Genomic DNA, 20536 nt, shown 5'->3' on the forward strand with positions numbered 1-20536 from the left:
CCAGCAAGGAGCCCCACATGCCCGCCACCCCCGCCGCCCTCGAGGCGTTGCGGCTCGACCTGGTCGACCTGCTCGGTGACCGCGGCGTCAGTGCCGACCCGAAGACCCGCGAGCGCGCGTCGGTCGACGAGGCGACGATGAGCCCGATCCTCACCGAGCAGCTGCCCCTCGGCCTCGCCGACCTCGTCGCCTACCCGGCCAGTGCCGACGCCATCGCGCAGACGGTGCAGGCGGCGGCACGGCACGGCGTCCCGGTGACGACGCGCGGCAAGGGCACCGGCAACTACGGGCAGGGCATCCCGCTCGACGGCGGTCTCGTGCTCGACACCTCGCGTGCCCGCGCGGTCGTCGAGGTCGGGGACGGCGTCATCACGGCCGAGGCCGGCACTCCGATGGTGATGATGGAGCAGGCCGCGGCCGCGCAGGGCCAGCAGCTGTGGATGTACCCGTCCACCGCGCAGTCGACGATCGGCGGCTTCCTGTCCGGCGGCTCGGGCGGGACCGGGTCGATCTCCCACGGCTCGAACTGGGAGGGATTCGTCACCGCCCTCGACATCGCGCTCCCGGGTGAGGACGGCCTCCTCCACGTCGAGGGGGACGAGGCCCAGACGTTCGTGCACACCTACGGCACTGCCGGGGTCATCGCGCGGGCCACGGTCCGGCTCGAGCCGCTGCAGGACTGGCGCGCGGTCTACGCGAGCTTCCCGACGTTCGAGCGGGCCCTGACCGCCGTCCGGACGCTCCGCGGTCTGACGCCCGCGCCCCGGCTCGTCAGCGCGGACCGTGCCGAGATTGCCGCCACGCTCCCGAAGGACACGCCCGTGGTGGCGGGTGCGGCGAGCCTGCGCGGCATCATCGACGCCACCGCGCTCGAGGACGCGACCGGGCTCATCGAGGTCGCCGGCGGCACGGTCGTCGAGGTCCGCGAGGGCCTGCAGCAGACCACGAAGGTGTCGATGCTCTCGTACAACCACCCGATCTGGTGGCTCAAGCGGAACACGCCCGACACCGTGTACTTCCACGTCGAGGTCGGCGGCGAGGCGCTCATCGACCGGATCGCCGACGTCGAGGGCGTCTACCCGGGCGGCATGCTCCACATCGAGGCCGCCCACCGGTTCCCGATCGGCATGCTCACCGCGCCGTACACCGGAGCCGACGACGTGTACGCCGGGTACCCGCTGCTCGAGGCCCTCGGCGTGCGGGTGCACAGCCCGCACCAGTACTACGTCGACCACGGCGTCGAGGACCTCGTGGCGCTCAAGCAGCGGACCGATCCCGAGGGCGTGCTCAATCCCGGACACATCGTCGACCCCGCGCTCGTCGACCCCGCGCTCGTCGTGACGGGCGGCTCGACGGCCTCGGCGCAGCCCGCGTCGGCCGCCTCGACCGGCATCCCGGGGTTCGGCAAGTGAGCACGCGCAAGCTCGCCGAGCTGCCCGGGCCGGACGTCGCCGCCCGGTTCGGCCCGGACACGATCGTCGTGCAGCCGACCGGCGCGGTCGAGCACCACGGCCCGCACCTGCCGCTCGTCACCGACTTCCTGCTCGCCGACCACATCGGCGGCGCAGCGGTCGAGCGAGCGGCCGACGAGGGCCTCGACGTCTGGCAACTGCCGACCCTGGCGTTCACGAAGTCCGACGAGCACAGCTGGGCTCCCGGTACCGTCTGGCTCGACGCCGACACGATGTTCGACACGGTCGTCCAGATCGGCCGGGCGGTCGCGCTCATGGGCGCCGGGACGCTCGTGTTCGCGAACGGCCACGGCGGCAACACGGCACTCCTCCAGGTGGCGCTCCGCGAGATCCGCCGACGGACGGGGCTGAAGACGTTCCTCATGCCGACGCTCGCCCGTGTCCCGGGACCCGACGGCGAGGACGCCGACGAGCGCGGCCTCGGCATCCACGGCGGTGCCGCGGAGACGTCGATGATCCTGCACCTGCGTCCGGACCTCGTGGACCTCGCCCGAGCGGACCGCTGGGTGCCGGACCACATCGCCGACTTCGAGCGCATCGCGTTCAACGGCGGCCCGGTCAGCTTCGGCTGGCTCTCGAACGACTTCGGCACGCCCGGTGTGGTCGGGGACGCCAGCCGTGCGAGCGCGGAGTACGGGAAGCTCCTGTGGGACGTGTCGCTCGACCAGGCCGTCGCGTCCCTGCACGAGATCGCCCGGTTCGACCCCGCGGTCCCGCGGTGACGGACGGGGGCGTCGTCGTCGGCGGGCTCGCCCACGGCGCCGACGCGGACGACGACGTCCCCATGGACCCGCTCGCGCTCGCCGCGCGCTGGCTGCCGGCGCCCGGATCCGGTGTGACCCCGACCATGACGTTGTCGACGATCGGGCTCGACGGCTACCCCGCCGCGCGCACGGTCCTCATGTCCCTGTTCGACGGCCGTCGCGTGCACTTCCACACCGACAGCCGCAGCCGGAAGGCCGCCGAGATCGCCGCGGTGCCCCGTGCCACCGTGACGCTCGTCTGGCCCGAGCTGGCCCGGCAGCTCGTCGTCACCGGCGACGTCGAGCGCGTCACCGACCGGGAGGCCCGGGACGCCTACACCGCGCGGAGTCGCTACCTGCAGGTGCTCGCCTGGCTCAACGACGACGACCTCGCCGCGGTCGAGGCCGACCACCGCCGGACGCGCTGGGCTGCCTTCGACGCCGACCGCCCCGACCTGGATCCACCGACCACGTGGGCCGGCTACGCGATCACCCCGGTGCGGATGGTGTTCTGGCGCGGCGCCGCGGATGCACCGAGCAACCGGCTCCGCTACGACCGGACGGACGCCGGATGGACGGTCGCACGCGCCGCGGGCTGATCCAGGGCCATGCCGCCGGTCACCGGCATCAGGTGAACGACGGACGCTTCCGGAACCACTCGACCAGGGCACGACCGCGCGACGCGTTCCGGTGCTCGTCCCGACCGGCCGCGGTCAGGTCGGAGAACCCCGCGACCGCGGTCATGTCCGCGTCCGCCGGCTGGAACGCCATCGACCACCCGGGGAACGCCCGTTCGTCGAGCGGGTCCTCGCAGAGCAGCCGCACGTCCGTGTGTCGGGGGTCCCGCCGGATCACCTCGAACCGCTCGCGCACGGCGTCGTCCGGGCCCTCGAGGACCTGGATGAACCGGCCGTCGCGGTGTGCCAGGACCCCGGTGATCTCGAGCGCCGTGTTGCGGGTGCGCGCGTCGGTGAGGATCGCGGACAACTCGTCGTCCGAGAGCGGTCGGACACTCGTGCTCATGTAGACCAGGGACAGCATGGGGATCCTCATTCCGGGCGGGGCGGCCTCGATCCGCCGGTCGGCCCGCGAACCACGGCCGCACGACGGTGCTCCGCCAGTGAATCCGCACCGCGGTCCGCCGCACAAGCCCCGCCTTCGGGGCCCAGGGCGCCGGCGGTCCCCGCGCGGTAGCCTCCGGGGTGTGCCACCGACGGCGCGGCCCGTCGAGCACCATTGCGGCCGTCACCGTCCCGTCGATCGCCGTCGGCGTCCGGCACGTCCGCGCGACCACCAGGAGCAGCACCGCCATGACCCGAACCGTCCTCGTCGCCGGAGCCACCGGTGACCTCGGTCACCGCATCGTCCGTGCGCTCCTGGAGCGGGACGTGCGGGTCCGCGTCCTCACCCGTCCGGGCAGCACCGCCGCCGACGAGCGGTACGGGTCCGACGACCGCGTCGAGGTCGTCGCCGCTGCGTACTCCCACCGGGAGGCCCTGACCCGCGCGGTCACGGGTGTCGAGTCGGTCGTCTCCGCCGTGAGCGGCGTGCGCCCCGTCATCGTCGACGCGCAGCGCGCGCTGCTCGCGGCCGCGGTCGCCGCGGGCGTGCCCCGGTTCGTCCCGTCGGACTACTCCTCGGACTACCGCCGCATCGCGGTGGGCAGCAACCGCAACTTCGAGCTCCGCCGTGAGTTCGCGGCGGACGTGGACGCCGCGCCGATCCGGGCGACCTCCGTCCTCAACGGCGCGTTCACGGACATGCTCACCGGGCAGGCGCCGATGATCGCGTTCGGGCGCCACCGCGTCATGTACTGGTCGTCACCCGACCAGGTGCTCGACTTCACCACCAAGGACGACGTCGCCCGTGTGACCGCGCTCGTGGCCCTCGACGAGGACGCACCGCGTGTCGTCGAGGTCGCTGGCGACCGCGTCTCCGCCCGGGACGTCGCCCGCACGCTCACCGAACTGACCGGCACGCCCTTCGGGCTGCAGTGGGCCGGCACCACCGGGTCCCTGTCCGTCATGAGCAAGGTGGTCCGTCGGCTGTCCCGGAGCGACCAGGACACGTTCCCGGCGTGGCAGGGGATGCAGTACTTCGTGAGCATGTTCAGCGGGCAGGCGCAGCTCCGCCACGTCGACAACGACCGCTACGGGCCGTACCCGTGGACCACGGTGCGCGACGTGCTCGCCGACCACCTGGCGGCGGACGAGGCGCGCGTGGCCTGAGCGGGCCTCCCGGGCGCCCCTGCTGAGCCGCGGACCGCGTGCGCGGGCGCGGTCAGAGGACGACATCGCACACGATCGTCGGCGGTGGTGCACCGTCGTGCCGCGCGGCGTACGCGCGCAGCGTCGCGGCCTTGCCGCCCCCGGTCGAGGCGAGCCGCTCGAGGTGCGGGAGCAACCAGCGCGACGCGTCGTCCTCGTCGAGGCGGTCTGCGAAGTGCTGGAGGAACTCGTCCACGCACCAGACCGCGGTGTGCGAGGTCTCGCCCTCGCACTCGGAGTACGAGACGAGCCGTTCGTCGAACGCGATCCAGACCCTCCGTTCGCACGCCGCGTCACCGGGGACCGGCGTGCGCGTCCACTCGGCCACTCGGTGGAACAGCGTCGGCTGCACCGGCTGCGGCAGTCCCTGCCCGTTCGGACGGGTCGGATGTCGCGGACGGGACGAACGCGACCGACCCCCGGACGCGATCGACCCCGGGACACTACGGATCGACATGGGCCCTCCCCCACGGGCAGACGGAACCACCGGATGCCCGTCACGATCCTAGAGCGGGAGGACGAAAAGTGACGAATCCACCGCTTTGGCTCGTGCTCGGAGGACCGCCAGGAGCGTCGTCACTTCCAGATGCTGACCCAGTCGACGTCCACGTGTCCCGTCGCCGTGGCCGGGACGGCGCCCTCACCGATCCAGGTCTCCGCCTGCAGGGTGAGCCGGAAGGCGGTGGTCGGGACGGCGTTCGTCACGGAGTCGACGAGGGTGCCGTCCCAGGAGAACCGGACGACGCCGTGGTCCCACTCGGTGGTCGCGGTGTGCCAACCGGTCGTGTTGGACCCGGCGTACTTGGTGACGGCCGGCGCGAAGCTCATCCGCCCGTTCGCGTAGGTACCCGGGATGGCGGACGCAGGGCGCGGGGTAGCGCCCAGGTCCGCCTCGGGCCAGTCGATCTCGCCTTCGTTCCAGTTGTCGTCCTCGGGCCAGAGGATGCCGACGAACTTGTAGCCGGGGGTCTTCGTCGTCTTGTAGCGGACCGAGACGCGGCCCGTGGTCAACGGCAGGTAGTTGTCCGGGACGACCGTGGAGACGAGCGGCTGTCCGTTCTCGCTGTGCAGATCGAAGTCCAGCTCGCCGCCGGACACGGACAGGACCTTGTTCGGCGCGTACTGCCCGAGCCCCGACGTGTCCCTCGAGCCGTCGTACGCGGACAGGTCGTGGTACGTCGACAGCACCGTGCCGACCGCGGCGGGGGTCGTGAAGTCCTGCGCGTACGCCTGCTTCCACACGCGACCGTTCGACGTCACGTCGCCCTTCGGCATCGCCACCCCGGACGGGCTGGTGGTGACGTTCGCGCCGCTCACCGGTGCCGGTGCCGTGCCCGTGGCGGTGATCGTGACCGTCTTGCACCCGAGCGCGGTGTTCGAACCCGCGCCGGTGTTCACCGCGGTGACGCACACCGACTGCGCTCCGGACTTCGACGTCGTCAGGCTGCCGGAGTAGCCGTGGTCCCCGCTGACGTGCTTGGCCCGGTCGACGTCGGCACGGGCGCCGGTGGCCTGCAGGGTGCCGACGGCCACACCACCGACCGTCACGGTGACGCTGTTGCTCGCGGCCGCGCTGCTCGGGTCGTAGGTCCACCCCGCGACACCGACCGTGCCCGTACCACCCGACGCCGTGTCGAACGCGCCGACCGGGTTCGCGGCGGTGATCGTGACGGTCTTGCAGCCGAGGTTCGTGTCGGTCCCCGCGCCCGTGTTCACCGCCGTGACGCAGACCGACTGCGCTCCCGTCTTCGCGGTGGTCAGGGTCCCGGAGAACCCGTGGTTCCCGCTGACATGCCTGGCCCGGTCGACGTCCGCTCGGACCCCGGTGGCCCGGAGCGTTCCGGCGTTCGTGCCACCGACGGTGACGGTGACGCTGTTGCTCGACGCCGCGCTGCTCGGGTCGTCGGTCCACCCGGCGACGGTGACCGCGCCCGCACCGCCCGATGCCGTGTCGAACGCGCCCACGGGGTTCTGCGTGGCCGCGTTCGCCGGCTCGACGCTCGCACCCACGGCGAGGGCGGCGAGGGCGACGGCCACGGTCGCGGCGAAGGCGCGCGTCGTGGTCCGGAGGCGGACGGGGTGACGGGATCCCGAGCGGGGCATGACGTTCCTGACGACGTGGTTCGGCGCGGTCGTGCGTCGGGTCACACGGGAGCAGGGAAACGTGCGTCGGGTACACACGTGAGGAGCCGTTGCCCATGACAACAGGTTCGGCGGCGCGCGCGCAGTGCCCAATTCGGGGGCTTCCGGACGCATTCGGCGATCAGGGACCGGACCGGTATTGCTTCGCATTCGAAGCAGGTGTACGGTTCTGGTGTCGCTTCGAGTTCGAAGCAGTGAGCGAAGGAGTCCACCATGAAGGCAGTCCAGTTCCACGAGGTCGGCGGTCCCGAGGTCCTCGAGGAGGTCGAGATCGAGCAGCCCACCCCGGGCGCCGAGCAGGTGCGGGTCCGCGTCGCGGCATCCGCCTACAACGCGGCCGACGCCGGGATGCGCGGCGGATTCCTCCCCATCCCGATCGCGCTGCCCCACGTGCCCGGGTACGACGTGTCCGGCACGATCGACGCGATCGGCGAGGACGTCGACGGGCTCGCCGTCGGCGACGCCGTGATCGGCTTCCTGCCGATGGAGCGCGACGGTGGCGCGGCGGAGTACGTCATCGCACCCGCCGAGGCCCTGGTCCCCGCCCCGACGAGCATCCCGCTCCCCGACGCAGCCGCGCTGCCGTCCGTCGCGTTGACCGCCTGGCAGGCGCTCTTCGACGACGGTGGTCTCCGCGCCGGTCAGCGCGTCCTCATCGTCGGCGCCGGTGGCGTCGTGGGGAAGTACGCGATCCAGCTCGCCAAGCGCGCCGGCGTGTTCGTCAGCGCGACCGCCAGCCCCCGCAGCATCGACGCCGTCCGCGCGGCCGGCGCCGACCAGGTCATCGACCACACGGACGCCGATCTGCTCGCCTCCGTCGACGGCCAGTTCGACGTGTTGCTCAACCTCGCACCGATCGACCCGGAGCAGTTCGCCGCGGACGTCGCCGCCGTCCGCGACGGAGGCGTGGTCGTCAGCACGACGGCGTTCATGGCCACGCCCGACGACGAGTCCCGCGGCGTGCGGGCATCGACGGTGTTCGTGCTGCCGAACCGCGAACGCCTCGCCGAACTGGTGTCCCTGGTCGACGACGGCGCGCTCACCGTCGAGGTCACCCGTCGGATCCCGCTGAGCGACCTGCCCGCGCTCCACGCGGAAGCCGAGGCCGGTCGGATCGCCGGGAAGGTCATCGTCCTCCCCTGACCGGTGACAGGGACCGTCGTCCCCGGTTCTGCCGGGGCGTCCCTCCGCTGCACCGCGTGGCGCGGCGTGGCGGAGGGAGGGAACGGCAGCCCCCGTCACGCTCCGGCCGCGGGACCTAGCGTCGTCGTCATGGACATGATCACACTCAACAACGGCGTCCAGCTGCCGCCGATCGGCTTCGGCGTCTTCCAGAGTTCCCCCGCGGACACCGTCGAGGCGGTCCGCACCGCACTCGACGTCGGCTACCGCCACATCGACACCGCAGCTGCGTACGGCAACGAGCGTGAGGTCGGCCAGGCGGTCCGCGCCTCCGGCCTCGACCGGGACGAGATCGTCATCGAGACGAAGGTGTTCCCGTCCGACTACGGGTACGACGAGACCCTGCACGCGTTCGAGAAGGCCACCGGCAAGCTCGGCATCGACACCATCGACGTCTTCATCCTCCACCAGCCCGCACCCGACCGGTTCGAGAAGACCGTGCAGGCGTACAAGGCCCTGGAGTCGCTGTACGCCGAGGGCAAGGTCCGCGCGATCGGCGTGAGCAACTTCATGCCGCACCACCTCGAGTCCCTCCTCGCGCAGACCGAGGTGGTGCCGGCGCTCAACCAGATCGAGCTGCACCCGTACTTCACGCAGCCGGAGGTCCAGCGCGTCGACGCCGAGCACGGCATCCTCGACCAGGCATGGTCCCCGATCGGCGGCATCACCTTCTACCCGGGCTGGGGCGGCGACGAGCGCGTCAGCGTGCTCGCGGACCCGACCATCGGGGCGATCGCCGAGGCGCACGGGCGGACCCCGGCGCAGGTGATGCTGCGCTGGCACGTGCAGCAGGGCCGGAACGCGATCCCGAAGTCCACCGACCCCGGCCGTATCGCCGAGAACTTCGCGGTGTTCGACTTCGCGCTGTCCGACGACGAGCTCGCGCGGCTCGACGCGCTCGACACCGGACGGCGGGGCGGCCCCGACCCCGACGGCGACTCCTCGCGCTTCGACGCGCGGGTCATCCCGGAGGCCTGACGCGCCGACCGGTCGGGACGGGAGGCGCGGTGCCGGCGGTAGCGGGCCTCCCGTCCGGCCGCGTACCGGCCGCGCACCGGCCCGCACCGGCCGCGCACCGGCCGCTCGCCGGTCGGCGGGTGCGCTCCTGGCGCTGGAGCGGGGTACCGACAGCACCTCCCCGGTCGCCGACGGTGGTCGTACCGTCGATGACATGGACGCGACGACACAGGTCAAGGAGTTCCTGACCTCCCGACGGGGCCGCATCACCCCGGAGCAGGCCGGCCTTCCCGTGTTCAGCGGCAACCGACGCGTGACCGGACTCCGACGCGAGGAGGTCGCGTTGCTCGCCGGTGTCAGCGTCGACTACTACGTCCGCCTGGAACGCGGGAACCTCGGCGGGGTCTCCGACACCGTCCTCGAGTCGCTCTCGCGCGCACTGCAGCTCGACGAGGTCGAGCACGCGCATCTGTTCGACCTCGCGCACACCCAGAACGCCGCGCCCACCGCCCGGCGTCGTCGCCTCACCAACCGCGTCCGGCCCAACGTGCAGCGGATGCTCGACGCGATGAGCGCCCCGGCGTTCGTCCGCAACGGCCGGTCGGACTTCCTCGCCGGCAACCGGCTCGGACGTGCCCTCTACTCGCCGCTGTTCATCGACCCGATCGGCACGCCCAATACCGCGCGGTTCGCGTTCCTCGACCCCCGTGCCCGCACGTTCTACCCCGACTGGGACCAGCTCGCGTCCGATCTCGTGGCGGTCCTCCGTACCGAGGCGGGCCGGAGCCCGTACGACAAGGGGCTGACCGACCTCATCGGCGAGCTCTCGACCCGGAGTGACGACTTCCGCGTGCGATGGGCCACGCACGACGTCCGCGCGCACCGGAGCGGCCTCAAGCGCATCCACCACCCGGTGGTCGGGGACCTCGAGCTGACCTACGAGGCGTTGGACCTCAACGCCGACACGGGTCTGACGTTCGTGGTCTACGGCACGGTGCCGGACTCCGCCTCGGAACAGGCGCTGGAGCTACTCGCGGCCTGGGCAGCCACCGCGGACGCCGAGGAGCGGAGCGCCGCGCTCGTGATCGACCAGGGTCCGTCTGCTGACATGGTCCGCCGGTTCGAATGAATCTCACGGTCAGTGTCGGACGAGCGCATACTCCCGTCATGCTCTCGACGTCGCTGCGCATCATCCGAGCCGATCGATCGGTGCGGTTCGGCGCCCTCGCCGCCTGGGCGATCGCGGCGTTCATCGTCGCCGGAGGCGGTGCGTTCGCCCTCATGGCGCTGTTCATGCCGGGTCCGGTCGGCGAGGACGTCCTCCTCGCCCTCGGGTTCGGGGGCTTCGCGGGAGCCGTACCGTCCGGTCTCACCCGCTTCCGGCTTCCCAGCCACCAGTGGGACGCGGTCACGCCCGAGGACCGCGACGACCGCGCGACCGTCCTGCGCGCCATCCGACGCGCCGAGCCCGAGGACCTCCCAACCGGTGCGCTGGACGCCGCGGTCGTGTTCGCGAACGACCGTGCCACCTCGGCGCAGGTGTCGGCGATGACATCCTCGTTCCTGTACGTCGGGCTCGTGCTCGAGGTCCTCCATCAGGCCGCCCGGGACGCCGGCGGGTTCCGGACGCTGGACGTCCTGATCGCCTGCACGCTCCCAGCACTCCTCGTCGCCATGTGGCTCACGTCGCTCGTCCGGGCAGCGCGAGCCCGGCGATTCGCGAACGCGGTCCACGATCTGGCCCTCGCCGTCGCGCCAGAGGGGCACGCTCTCCCCCGGTCCTGATCCCCGCTGGCCGCATGCACGAGAGCGCAAGCCGTTGCCGAATCGCCCGTAGTGTGTCATCAGCACGAGGGGCTGGGGATGGGACGAGTGCGGACAGCAGTCGGGGCCGTGATCGCCCTGGCAACGGTCCTCGCCGTGACCGGGTGCGGCCAGGACGCGGCCGACCTCCCGACCGCGCCCCTCGCCCGCGCCGACCTCGTCGGGACCTGGGCCTCGGACGGCGCTGGCACCATCCGGTTCGACCGCGGCGGCACGGTCCGTCTGGTGGGTGTCCCCCTGCGCGGGATCACGGCACAGCCTGATGACCCGGCCACGCCCTCCACGAGCATCGGCCGCTGGCACATCGAGGACGGCGATGGGTGGGGGTGGAAGACCGTGTGCTGGGAGAACCGCGATGCAGACCGCTGCAGCGCGATCGTTCGCGGGTCGGCCACACATCGCCAACTCGACCTCGTGGTCGGCGACCCGGACCAGGTGGATTGGTACCGCTACCACCGAGTGTCGTCCTGACCCTCAGCGCTCAGAGACGCGCTTCACCGTCGCGTTCGCGCGGCGACGGTGCCGGCGGTCACCACGAGCAACATGACCGCACCGGTGGCCGCGACGATCCCGCCGAACAGCACCAGCACCCCGGCCCCGATGTTGGCCCCGCCGCCGCCGTCCGCTGTCACGGCGTCGAACCAGCCACCGAGCACCAGTGCGGCGAGGCCGATGACGAACACGATGCCGCCACCGACGACCACGCCGCGGTGCCGACGAGGTCCGCGACCCGAGGGAGATGTCATGCCGGCAGCCTCTCGCGCCAGTGTTGCCGAGGGCAAGGCACCCACGCCGTAGGCGAGCCCAGGGCGCATGGCTACCGCGGCAGCCGCACGGCCAGGTCCAGGATCCGCGTCCGCTGCAGCGCGCCGAAGTTGTCGTCGGAGATGAGCGCCACGCCCACGCGCCCACCGGCAGCGCGGCCCGTGATCGCCATGCCTTCGTAGTTGTCGAGGAGCGGGTTCGTCTGGGTCTCGAGCGCCGTCGCGCCGAGCGTCGGACCCTTCACGAGATCGGCGACCAGTGTCTTCCGCAGGATCCACGACGCCGGTGCGGCCGAGAGGTTCCCGACCCCGCTCACGTCGGAGGCCCGCGACAGACCCGAGACCGAGTACAGGTCCGCGGAGTTGCCCGCGGTCGCCGAGAACGCGGCTTCCTCGACGAGCATCCGGTCGTCCGACACGAGCGCGACCTCGGGGATGCGGTTGCCCGTGTCCGTGCGGTACCCGACCTGCTTCGTCAGCGCCCACACGCCGGAGCGCCCCCGGGTGTACACGAGCAGGCGGTGGGCGGTGGCGTCACCGGCGGTGGAGACATCGCCGGAGAGCGCGCCCTCCATCGACGCGACGATCGTGTGACCGGACGGCGAGATCGACACGCCCTCGAGCGTTGCGTTCGAGGTGGCCTCACCCGGGACGCTCGCACCCTCGAGCCCCGCTCCGGACAGCGCCGTGCCGGTCACCGCGAACCGTCCGGGGACCGGCAGCTGCGCCTTCTGCACGCCGTCGCGGCCGAAGACCCGGATCGACGGTTCCGTCTCGGAGCTCACCAGGTAGTCGCCGTTCGGGAGGACCGCCAGGCCTTCGTCGTCTGCCGTGAGACCGGTGTAGGGAACGCCCTGTTCGTTCCTCAGGACCAACGGATCACGGGTGACCGTCGGGTCGTCGAGGTTCCGGAAGAACCAGATCCGCGACGGGTCGTCCGCGTGGTTGTCCACGGCGGAGATCCACGACCGCGACCGGCCGTCGTAGGCCAGCGACGAGAGGCCGCCCACCTCGGCCCCGTTGTGCACGAGCTTGTCCAGCGCGTCGCTGTAGCCGAGCGCCACCGCCGCCGGCGGGACAGCCTGGGACGCGCCTCCATGATGCCCGAAGACGCGGACGACCTGCGGATCGTGGTCACTGGTCTGGTCGGCGAACTCCGCGTTCAGGTGCACCACCTGGTAGTCCGGCATGCCGACCCCCGACGTGACGAGGATGTGGTCGAGGACCTCGCTGATCCCGTCGTACACGTACGTGTACTGCTGGTTCGCCGGCAGGGTGGTGATCAGGTCGGTGAGGACCGGCTTCGTCGCGGCCTGGCCGTGCAACGGCTTGCCGGTGAGCGTGGCGAGCGCAGGGCTGAACTGGTGGTCGTTCAAGTCACCCGCCACGACGACCGCGGCCCTCGCGTCGACCGTGAGGATCTGCGCCGTGAAGTCGTGCACGAGCTGCGCCTGCTGCTGACGCTGCACGGCGGACGACTGCGCCGGGTACTGGAATCGACCGTCCTGGTTCTGGTCGCCGAGCTTCGCGTCGAAGTGGTTGCCGATGACGAAGACGCGCCGGCCGCGGAACGTGAACTCGCCCACGAGCGGCTTCCGGCTGCTCTGCCAGGCGGCGTCCGTCGGAGCGATGCGCCCCGGCGACAGGGTGACGTCCGGCACGCCGTGGGAGGAGGTGACCGCGGTCGCGGTGGTGGACCGGTTCACCGACGCAGGACCGCGGTCGTCGAACCTCACGCGCTTCGGGTTGAAGAGGAACACGACGCGGATGTTGCCGCCGGGCTGACCGCCGTCGGCGTCGTTCACCGGATCGATCTCACGGGACGCGTAGGACGGGCCTCCAGCCGTGGTGATCGCGGCGGTGAGCTTGGCGATGGTCTGATCCGCCGCGACGACACCGTCATCGGTCGCGCCGTCGTCGTCCTGCACCTCCTCGACGGTCAGGATGTCGGGCGAGCGCAGGTTCGCGACGACCCCCTTCGCGAGCGCGGCGAACTTGGTCGCCGGATCCGACGGCGCCAGGTTCTCGACGTTGTAGGTGGCGACCGACAGCTGGTCGGGCTTCGGGGTCGTCGCGACCGTCGGGGTGATGCCTCCCCGCGCGACGGACCCGAGTGTCGTGGCCCTGAGGTCGTACCCGCCGTACTGCGAGTAGTCGACCTCGCCCACGGTGGCACCGCGGAACACGTCACCGACGTCCACCCGGGGATTGCTGCCGTTCGCCGCGACGACCTCGAGACGTCCGGACGGCGTCGCGTTCTCGGCGGTCAGGAGCGTGCCGCCGCGCGTCGTCGGGAGCTGGGACGGCCTCGTCGTCACGTACTGCTCGCCGTACTCGTCGCTCGGCCCGACCACGCGGGCGTCGTCGACCTCGACACGCATGCCCTCGAGCGACTCGAAGAAGTCGAGCGCCGAGCGTGTCGGCGTGATGGGCGTGGACTCGATGTTCCCGCCCGCGAGGTCCGGAGCGGACGTGTCGGGCACGCTCGTCGGGCCGAGGACGATCGGCGCCGGCAGCGCGTCCCCCGTCGAGACGACGGTCGCCGTGGCGTTGGTGAGCTCCGTGACCGACAGGTTCGAGGTGGTCGCCGTGGTGTCGCCGGAGGCGAGGGGGTAGTAGTCCTTGACCGTGCCACTGACGAGGACACTGTCACCCACGGCGACCGCCGCCCTCGAGGAGCTGTAGACGAAGACGCCCTCACTCGTCGCGGGGTCGCTGTCGGCGTCGGGGTCCTGGATCCAGTAGCCCTTGCTGCTGCCCGACGTCCGGATCCCGGTCACGATGCCGGGGACGTTCGTGACCTGCTCGCCGTTGAGCGGCGAGCACGAACGACGTCCCCTGGATGTCGTGGATGCGGACCGTGCCCGGCTCGGGCGCAGGGCCGGTCGGCGGGGTCGTCGTCGATGCTGTGTTCGCCGCACCCGGGGTGGGTGCAGCGGCGGCAAAGTCCGTCGCGTTGTGGTCGTCGTCGGACGCCCCCTGCCGCTGCACCGAGGCCGTGTTCGAGGCGCCGACGGCCGGGCTCCCCTCGGCGATCGCCGCGGAGCCGAACCCGACGAGGTCGACCGACGCACTCACGCACGAGGCGCTGTCGGCACAGGTGAGCGCGGTCCGGCTCGCGACGACGGCGACCGTGCCGTCGGTGGCGCTCATCGCGATGGTGCCCGTGGCGTCCGGCGTCGGCAGTGCGGTCGTCCCGCCAGTACCCTTCGCCTCGGCGACGAGGTAGCGACCACCAGGAGCGATCGTCCCGCTCAACGGGGTCACCTGCCACGTGCCCGTCGCGGACCCGGCATGGTACTGGACCGAGTGACCGCTGAGGTCGATGGTCGACGATCCCCGGTTCGCCAACTCCACGAAGTCGTTCGTGAAGCTGCTGCCGGCGTTGCCCCCACCGCCGTACACCTCGTTGACCACCAGATCCGCCGACGGCGCCGCCGTCGCGGGCATCGCGGTCAGCAGACCTCCCGCGATCCCCACGGCCGCCACGACCGATGTTGCGATTGCACGTCGCATGCTGCTCTCCCCTGAACCCCGACGAGCAGCATTCAACCCTGTTCGGGTGACATCCGGGTGACGCGGAGGAGGCCGAACGGATTCGCTGAGATCGGTGCGGCAACGACGGCGGCGGCGTCAGCCTGCGTCGCTGACGAACTCCGTCGTCACCCAGGGCAGCAGGTCGCGCTCCACGACCGAGGTGATTACCCGGCCGTCGTCGAGTGACACCGCCAGCCCGAGGACGAACGCGTCGGTGTCGATCGTGAACCCGTCCCTCGCCGTTCCGTCCACGACGACCGCCCGCGGCTGCACCGCGCGGATCGAGACCAGTTCGGTCCAGCCGGGCTCCATCGTGTGGTCGCCGAGTCCGTACTCGTCTCGGAACCGGTTGTGGAGGATGTGGTCGACGTGGGCGCGGAGCAACTCCCGTGGATCGCGTTCGTCGTCGCCGGGCGCGGCGGATCCCGGAGCGAACCAGTGGGTCTGGACGGCCTCCCACAGCGAGGGATGACGCATGCGCTCCCGGCGCTCGAACAACCACGACGGAAGGTCCCGGGGCACCGGCCGAGCGAGCGCGGCCTCGGCCTCCGGCGTCAGGTCGGCGAGGTTCACCGGGTCCGAACGGTCGTCCGGGTTCTTCCACACCGTGTACATCCGTGCCACGGCCGCGCTGATGGTGACGGCGTCCGCACCACTCCCCTGGCCATGCGACGAGATACCGGCGACGCCCAGGTCCTCGAGATGTCGTTGCGGAACGAATCCGGCGACGGTGATCCCGAGCGCGTCCGCCTCGGCACGCATCGCCAGCTTCAGATCCGGCTGGTCCGCCGGCACCCTTCCCCCGATGTGCATGTCGTGCAGTCTGCCAGGGTCCGTCCCGAGCGGTCCTGCGCCATGATCGAGCCATGAGCGCAGATCACGACACCCACCCTCGCGTCGTCGCAGTGAGCAGGGACGGTGCCCATCGGTTCAGCAAACCGGTGGTGGACGAGGTGGTGCTCGTCGCGGGATTGGGCATCGAGGGTGACGCGCATGCCGGCGTCACGGTTCAGCACCGGTCTCGCGTCGCACGGGACCCGTCCCAGCCGAACCTGCGCCAGGTGCACCTGATCCACGCCGAGCTGTTCGATGACGTGGCGGGAGCGGGATTCCAGGTCGGGCCCGGCCAGATGGGCGAGAACATCACGACTCGCGGGGTCGACCTCCTCGGTCTTCCGACAGGCACGCTGCTGCACCTGGGCGCGGATGCTCGTGTCCGCATCACGGGCCTCCGGAATCCGTGCCAGCAGATCAACGAGTTCGAGCCCGGTCTCCTCCGGGCGGTGCTGGGGCGCGCTGACGACGGCTCCGTCGAACGCAAGGGCGGCGTCATGAGTGTCGTCGTGGCGGGCGGGGTCGTCCGTCCTGGTGACACGATCCGGGTCGAGCTGCCCACCGGCGAGCTGCAGCCGCTCGGTCCAGTCTGACCGCCGCGACCGGCTGACCTCCCGATGTCCGAGGATCCGACGGTGCTGCAGCACGTGTGGCTCGTCCGCCACGGCGAGCAGGTGCGGCGACGCGACGGAGAGCTCACGATGCGCGGGACGCAGCAGGCCGGAGCGGTGATGCGGCGCCTCCGGACCGAGCCGATCGGGAGGATCGTCATCAGCCCGGCACGACGCACGCGCGAATCGGCGATGCCGTTTCTGACTGAGCGCCCCGCGGTCCCTGTCCGAGTGGACGGCCGGGCGCGTGAGCGCATGGAGTACGACCCCCCAGTCGTCGACGACGCATCGTGGGAGGCGTTCCGCGACGCGTGGGACCGCACTGAGCGCGACCGTGACCTCGTTCCGGCCGTCGGCGATTCCTCGCGCGCAGCCGCGGCACGGCTCCGTGACCTGATCGACGAATCGCTGCCGGACGCAGGTGACCTCGTCGTGGTCACGCACGGCGGCATCATCCGCGACCTCCTGCGCGACATCCTCTCCGACGAGGAGATGCGATCGCTCCGCCCCGACGCCCTCGCGGGTCTCCAGCACGGGTCGATCACACGTCTCGACGTCGTGGCTCGCGGCTACCACGTCGGCGGGATCGGCACGACGGAGCACCTGCCGAGATCGCTCCCGGCGGATCCGCGTCAGTGAGACGGGCGTGTGAGCTCCTCCGACGCCCTCCAGAGCCGATCCGCCGCGTCGGGATCGAGCGCCCACGCCTTCACCCCGTGGGGGTGATCCGCGAGACTCGCGTCGTTCGGAACCGTGTAGGCCTCCTGACAGTCGTCGAGGTAGTGCCCGCCGGTGTGGGCGAACTCGGGCGCGACCGCGGCGACCGTGGTGGTCGCGGCGCCCTGCTCGACCGTCTTGTACGCGAACACGCCAGCGGCTTCGGCGGCTTCCAACGACGCCTTCTGCGCCGCCGAGAAGTTCCGCTGGAGCCCGGTGGCGATCCCGCCCGGGTTGACGGCGTTCGCGACGATGCCGTCGTCCGCCCAACGGCGCGTCGCCGCCACGGCGAACAGGGAGTTCGCGGTCTTGGCTCGTGCGTAGGCGATCTGGGGGTCGTACTCGGATCGGGTGAAGTCGAGGTCGTCGAGGTCGACGTTCGCCCGCATGTGCGCGGTGGAACTGAGCGCGACGATCCGGGCGCCGTCGCGCTCCGCGGCGCCTCTGGCGAGTGACCGTCGAAGACCATTCGCGAGCGCGTGGTGGCCGAGGTGATTCGTGGCGAACTGCAGCTCACGCCCTTCCGCCGTCCGCTCGAGTCCCGCGCTCACGACACCGGCGTTGTTGACGAGCAGGTGCAGCGGAGCCTCCCAATGCGCCACGAAGGCGGCCACGGAGGCGCGATCCGCGAGATCGAGGTGACGCACGTCCGGCCGGCGGCCCGTCGAACGGGCGACGACGTCGGCCACCGCCGTGCCGGCAGACGTGTTCCTGACGGCGAGCGTGACCGCAGCGCCGGCGGCGGTGAGGGCGCGGGCCGTCTCCACGCCGAGTCCTGACGACGCGCCCGTGACGATCGCGCGCAGACCGATCAGATCGACGTCGACCAGGACGTCAGCGGCGGTGGACTCGGCGTCGAACCGCGTTCGGATGAGCGGAAGGGGCATGCGGGCAACTGTACCGACTAGACAGGTTCTGTCTAGTCGGCATGGGAGGCGGTATCATCGGCGGCATGGTCGACACCTCCACCGGCACGGATATGGGACGCCGTCGGACCGTGCTCGAATCAGCGATCGACACGTTCGCACAAGCGGGATACCGGCGGACATCGATGGACGTGATCGCGCGAGCAGCACGGATCTCCCGCCCGGGGTTGTACTTCTTGTTCGAGTCGAAGGAGGCGTTGTTCCGGGAGGCCGCGGCACACGTCCTGACCCAGGATCTGGCAGCGATCGAACAGCTCCTCGCGGACGACACGCGGCCCATCGCCGACCGCCTGCTCGACGCGTTCGACCGGTGGGCCGGACGGTACGTCGGACCGATGGTGCGCGACGTGTCAGCCGTGATCGCCGACAACCCGGAACTCCTCGATGACACGGCCCGTGAGGCTCCCGCCCGGTTCGAGGCGATGGTGACCGCGGCGATCAGCGACCACTGCGAGGCGGCAGCGGATGTCGCACGAACGCTGACCAGCGTGTCGGTGGGGCTGAAACACCAGGTCGACCTTCGCGACGAGTACCGGGCGCGGCTCGAGGTGGCGATCCGGCTCGTTCTGCTGGCAGCGGCGACAGCGGATCCGGCAGGATGAGTCGACGCGGCAGCGAGGGGAAACGTGCCGCACGAGGGGGCACCATGCGCACACTGCTGGTCGCTGTCACTGCCACATGCGCAATGATCGCGTTGACGGGATGTTCGACCGCCGCGCCGCATCACGCCGCGCGGAGCACCGCCGCACACACCACGAGAGCCGCATCGACACCCACCCCCGACCCGGGCATCGCGGTGACCTGCGCCGGGCTGACGGAGCTCGAGACGGACCTGTCGGCCGCCGGCATCGAGCGCAGCGCGGGCACCATCCAGGACGCCGGCTACGCCGCGATCGTCAACCTGACACCGACCGTGGTGTCGGGGATGCTGCGGACCCCGAACCGCGGCCTGGTCGCCGACCTCACCAGCATCCAGGACGCGATCGCCAGTTCCCCGCCGGTCGTCGCGGCGGCGCAGTTCGACCCGGACGCGCCCGCGTTCCGCGCGGCCATGCAGCGGGCACAGCACGATTGCGCTGCCAATGGCTCACCGCTCGTCGCCTACGCGCCCGCCGGCCAAGGGTGATCCCGGCCTGCGAGCCCCCGACCGCGAGACCAGCGACCCTCAGTCGGCCGGGGCCATGCAGAGGAACCCGAGGTTGTTCCCGTCCGGGTCCTCCAGGTCGCGGGAGTACATGAACCCGAGGTCCTGCGCGGGTTGGGGCTCGTGCCCACCGGCGGCGATCCCCTTCTCCACGATCGCATCGACCTCGTCGCGGGAGTCGCGTGTCAGGTTGAGGCCGACCTGCGCATGCGTCCTCGGGTCGGCGATCTCCTTCGTGGTCATCGTCGCGAAGAAGTCCCGCGCGACCACCATCAGGTGCAGGTTGTCGGCGACCTCGAAGCACGTCCCGTGCTCATCGGAGAAGTCCGGGTTGACGACGAACCCGAGCGCCTCGTAGAACGCTGCCGATCGCGCGAGATTTCCTGACGTGATGCTCACCCACATGCTGGTCGTCATCGGTGCCTCCAGGTCGTCGCCGTTGCGTGCCAGCCTGCTCGGTCCGGATCCGCTCGTCAACGTATCCATCCGGTGGCCGCCGCCCCCAGTGCGACCACGCTGTCGACGATGCAGGTCACCTAGCGTGGTGCCATGACGACCCCCGACATCCCGAGTTCTGCGGTCTTCGTCGCGTTCGGCGCAGGATCCGGACCGAGCCATCGGCTGTCGGGGGGACGGGGCGCGACCTGGCGCGCCGGCGACGTCGTCGTGCGACCCGCGGGCGACCCCGACGAGGCGAACTGGCGCTCGGCCGTGCTCGAGTCGCTGCCGCCCACCGCCGGGTTCAGGACGGCTCGACCGATCCGCGCCGCTGACGGGGGCTGGCTGTCCGACGGATGGGAGGCGTGGCAGTGGCTCCCCGGGCACGCGGACGAAACGCGGGTGGTCGACGTGATCCGGGCCGGGGCGGCGTTCCACCGGGCGCTCGCCACATTGCCCCGCCCGGACTTCCTCGACCACACCGATGACCCTTGGAGCCGTGCGGACCGCATGGCCTGGGGGGAGGACACGCTGCCGCCCGGCGCGCTGCTCGACCGCCTCGCGGCCGCGTTCGTCCCTGTCCGGTCACCGTCGCAGGTCATCCACGGCGACCTGCTCGGCAACGTGCTCTTCGAACCCGGGGCGGCACCGGCGATCATCGACTGGGCCCCGTACTGGAGACCCGCAGGACTGGGCGCCGCGATCGCCGCTGTCGACGCGACGTGTTGGCATCGCTCGCCGGTCGAGCGTCTGGACGACCTCGGTCGCGGAGTCGCCGAGTGGCGGCAACTCCTGGTGCGCGCCCTCGTGTTCCGGATCGCCACCCTGCACCTCCTCGGGTGGTGGAACGCCGCAATGGACGACCGTCACCGGCCCGTGGTCGACGTCGTGGCCGCACGGTAGCGCCACCGGTCGACGCGCGTCCGCCGACGCGGCCGCGAAGCGCTCGGTCACGCCGGGCGCGTCAACGGACACAAC

General features: G+C 71.5%; 23 protein-coding genes. 14 read left to right on the top strand and 9 right to left on the bottom strand.

The features are described 5' to 3' along the window. Positions 1 to 17 precede the first annotated feature (17 nt). Genes DEI92_RS03760 through DEI92_RS03770 form a run of 3 tightly spaced genes read left to right on the top strand, consistent with a single transcriptional unit; the run spans position 18 to position 2814 of the window. Positions 18 to 1412 carry an FAD-binding oxidoreductase gene (locus tag DEI92_RS03760; protein WP_111012442.1) on the top strand — a complete coding sequence of 465 codons (1395 nt, stop codon included), beginning with the start codon at positions 18 to 20 and terminating at the stop codon, positions 1410 to 1412. Next, the gene (locus DEI92_RS03765) at positions 1409 to 2194 is read left to right on the top strand and encodes a creatininase family protein (protein ID WP_111008904.1); all 786 of its coding nucleotides are present in this window, start codon (positions 1409 to 1411) and stop codon (positions 2192 to 2194) included. The genes DEI92_RS03760 and DEI92_RS03765 overlap by 4 nt, the downstream gene beginning before the upstream one ends. Continuing rightward, the gene (locus tag DEI92_RS03770) at positions 2191 to 2814 is read left to right on the top strand and encodes a pyridoxal 5'-phosphate synthase (protein WP_220037446.1); all 624 of its coding nucleotides are present in this window, start codon (positions 2191 to 2193) and stop codon (positions 2812 to 2814) included. Before DEI92_RS03765 ends, DEI92_RS03770 begins: the two co-directional genes overlap by 4 nt. Positions 2815 to 2842: 28 nt before the next feature. On the opposite strand, the gene DEI92_RS03775 is transcribed toward DEI92_RS03770, so the two are convergent. After that, positions 2843 to 3256 carry a BLUF domain-containing protein gene (locus tag DEI92_RS03775; RefSeq protein WP_181434636.1) on the bottom strand — a complete coding sequence of 138 codons (414 nt, stop codon included), beginning with the start codon at positions 3254 to 3256 and terminating at the stop codon, positions 2843 to 2845. A 269-nt stretch (positions 3257 to 3525) separates the two neighbouring features. On the opposite strand from DEI92_RS03775, the gene DEI92_RS03780 reads away from it, so the two are divergent. Beyond that, a complete protein-coding gene (locus tag DEI92_RS03780; RefSeq protein WP_111008902.1) occupies positions 3526 to 4443 on the top strand; it encodes an NmrA family NAD(P)-binding protein in 918 nt (305 codons plus the stop codon). 52 nt (positions 4444 to 4495) lie between these two features. On the opposite strand, the gene DEI92_RS03785 is transcribed toward DEI92_RS03780, so the two are convergent. Next, entirely contained in the window at positions 4496 to 4810 is a 315-nt protein-coding gene (locus DEI92_RS03785) for a hypothetical protein (protein WP_146243999.1), read from the bottom strand. A 248-nt stretch (positions 4811 to 5058) separates the two neighbouring features. Beyond that, entirely contained in the window at positions 5059 to 6585 is a 1527-nt protein-coding gene (locus tag DEI92_RS03790; protein ID WP_146249091.1) for a glycoside hydrolase family 16 protein, read from the bottom strand. Between the two features lie 252 nt (positions 6586 to 6837). On the opposite strand from DEI92_RS03790, the gene DEI92_RS03795 reads away from it, so the two are divergent. The 5 genes from DEI92_RS03795 to DEI92_RS03815 all read left to right on the top strand — a co-directional run bounded on the left by DEI92_RS03795 (position 6838) and on the right by DEI92_RS03815 (position 11058). Next, positions 6838 to 7767, top strand: coding sequence for an NADP-dependent oxidoreductase (locus tag DEI92_RS03795; RefSeq protein WP_111012445.1), 930 nt, complete (start codon positions 6838 to 6840; stop codon positions 7765 to 7767). A 129-nt stretch (positions 7768 to 7896) separates the two neighbouring features. Next, entirely contained in the window at positions 7897 to 8784 is an 888-nt protein-coding gene (locus tag DEI92_RS03800) for an aldo/keto reductase (protein WP_111012446.1), read from the top strand. Positions 8785 to 8977: 193 nt separating this feature from the next. After that, positions 8978 to 9892, top strand: coding sequence for a helix-turn-helix transcriptional regulator (locus DEI92_RS03805; protein WP_111012447.1), 915 nt, complete (start codon positions 8978 to 8980; stop codon positions 9890 to 9892). Positions 9893 to 9930: 38 nt separating this feature from the next. Then, positions 9931 to 10548 carry a hypothetical protein gene (locus DEI92_RS03810; protein WP_111012448.1) on the top strand — a complete coding sequence of 206 codons (618 nt, stop codon included), beginning with the start codon at positions 9931 to 9933 and terminating at the stop codon, positions 10546 to 10548. 87 nt (positions 10549 to 10635) lie between these two features. Beyond that, positions 10636 to 11058, top strand: a complete 423-nt coding sequence (locus DEI92_RS03815; RefSeq protein ID WP_146249092.1) for a hypothetical protein — start codon at positions 10636 to 10638, stop codon at positions 11056 to 11058. A gap of 23 nt (positions 11059 to 11081) precedes the next feature. Here the strand turns inward: DEI92_RS03815 and DEI92_RS03820 are convergent, their stop codons facing one another. The 4 genes from DEI92_RS03820 to DEI92_RS03830 all read right to left on the bottom strand — a co-directional run bounded on the left by DEI92_RS03820 (position 11082) and on the right by DEI92_RS03830 (position 15701). After that, entirely contained in the window at positions 11082 to 11333 is a 252-nt protein-coding gene (locus tag DEI92_RS03820) for a hypothetical protein (protein ID WP_146249093.1), read from the bottom strand. 71 nt (positions 11334 to 11404) lie between these two features. Then, positions 11405 to 14131 (bottom strand): esterase-like activity of phytase family protein, encoded by a 2727-nt coding sequence (locus DEI92_RS16670; protein WP_220037447.1) that lies wholly within the window; start codon positions 14129 to 14131, stop codon positions 11405 to 11407. Further along, positions 14049 to 14867 (bottom strand): lamin tail domain-containing protein, encoded by an 819-nt coding sequence (locus DEI92_RS16675; RefSeq protein ID WP_220037448.1) that lies wholly within the window; start codon positions 14865 to 14867, stop codon positions 14049 to 14051. The genes DEI92_RS16670 and DEI92_RS16675 overlap by 83 nt, the downstream gene beginning before the upstream one ends. Before the next feature lie 117 nt (positions 14868 to 14984). Further along, positions 14985 to 15701: a hypothetical protein gene (locus tag DEI92_RS03830; protein ID WP_146249094.1), complete on the bottom strand. Its 717-nt coding sequence runs from the start codon at positions 15699 to 15701 to the stop codon at positions 14985 to 14987. Between the two features lie 53 nt (positions 15702 to 15754). Between DEI92_RS03830 and DEI92_RS03835 the strand changes: the two genes are divergently transcribed. Together DEI92_RS03835 and DEI92_RS03840 are read left to right on the top strand one after the other, a co-directional pair. After that, a complete protein-coding gene (locus DEI92_RS03835; RefSeq protein ID WP_111012452.1) occupies positions 15755 to 16315 on the top strand; it encodes an MOSC domain-containing protein in 561 nt (186 codons plus the stop codon). 42 nt (positions 16316 to 16357) lie between these two features. Then, complete coding sequence (locus DEI92_RS03840; protein WP_181434637.1) at positions 16358 to 16972, top strand: histidine phosphatase family protein; 615 nt, start codon at positions 16358 to 16360, stop codon at positions 16970 to 16972. Here DEI92_RS03840 and DEI92_RS03845 read toward each other — a convergent pair. After that, entirely contained in the window at positions 16966 to 17937 is a 972-nt protein-coding gene (locus DEI92_RS03845) for an SDR family NAD(P)-dependent oxidoreductase (RefSeq protein ID WP_111012453.1), read from the bottom strand. The genes DEI92_RS03840 and DEI92_RS03845 overlap by 7 nt on opposite strands. 65 nt (positions 17938 to 18002) lie before the next feature. On the opposite strand from DEI92_RS03845, the gene DEI92_RS03850 reads away from it, so the two are divergent. Together DEI92_RS03850 and DEI92_RS03855 are read left to right on the top strand one after the other, a co-directional pair. Then, on the top strand, positions 18003 to 18578 hold the full coding sequence (locus tag DEI92_RS03850) for a TetR/AcrR family transcriptional regulator (protein WP_111012826.1): 576 nt from the start codon (positions 18003 to 18005) through the stop codon (positions 18576 to 18578). 92 nt (positions 18579 to 18670) lie between these two features. Next, positions 18671 to 19102 (top strand): hypothetical protein, encoded by a 432-nt coding sequence (locus tag DEI92_RS03855; RefSeq protein ID WP_146249095.1) that lies wholly within the window; start codon positions 18671 to 18673, stop codon positions 19100 to 19102. Positions 19103 to 19141: 39 nt separating this feature from the next. Here DEI92_RS03855 and DEI92_RS03860 read toward each other — a convergent pair whose 3' ends face one another. Then, positions 19142 to 19537, bottom strand: a complete 396-nt coding sequence (locus DEI92_RS03860; protein WP_111012827.1) for a VOC family protein — start codon at positions 19535 to 19537, stop codon at positions 19142 to 19144. A gap of 132 nt (positions 19538 to 19669) precedes the next feature. On the opposite strand from DEI92_RS03860, the gene DEI92_RS03865 reads away from it, so the two are divergent. Next, positions 19670 to 20461, top strand: coding sequence for a hypothetical protein (locus tag DEI92_RS03865; protein ID WP_111012455.1), 792 nt, complete (start codon positions 19670 to 19672; stop codon positions 20459 to 20461). Positions 20462 to 20536: the final 75 nt, after the last annotated feature.

It is taken from the genome of Curtobacterium sp. MCBD17_034 (assembly GCF_003234515.1).
GTDB lineage: Bacteria > Actinomycetota > Actinomycetes > Actinomycetales > Microbacteriaceae > Curtobacterium.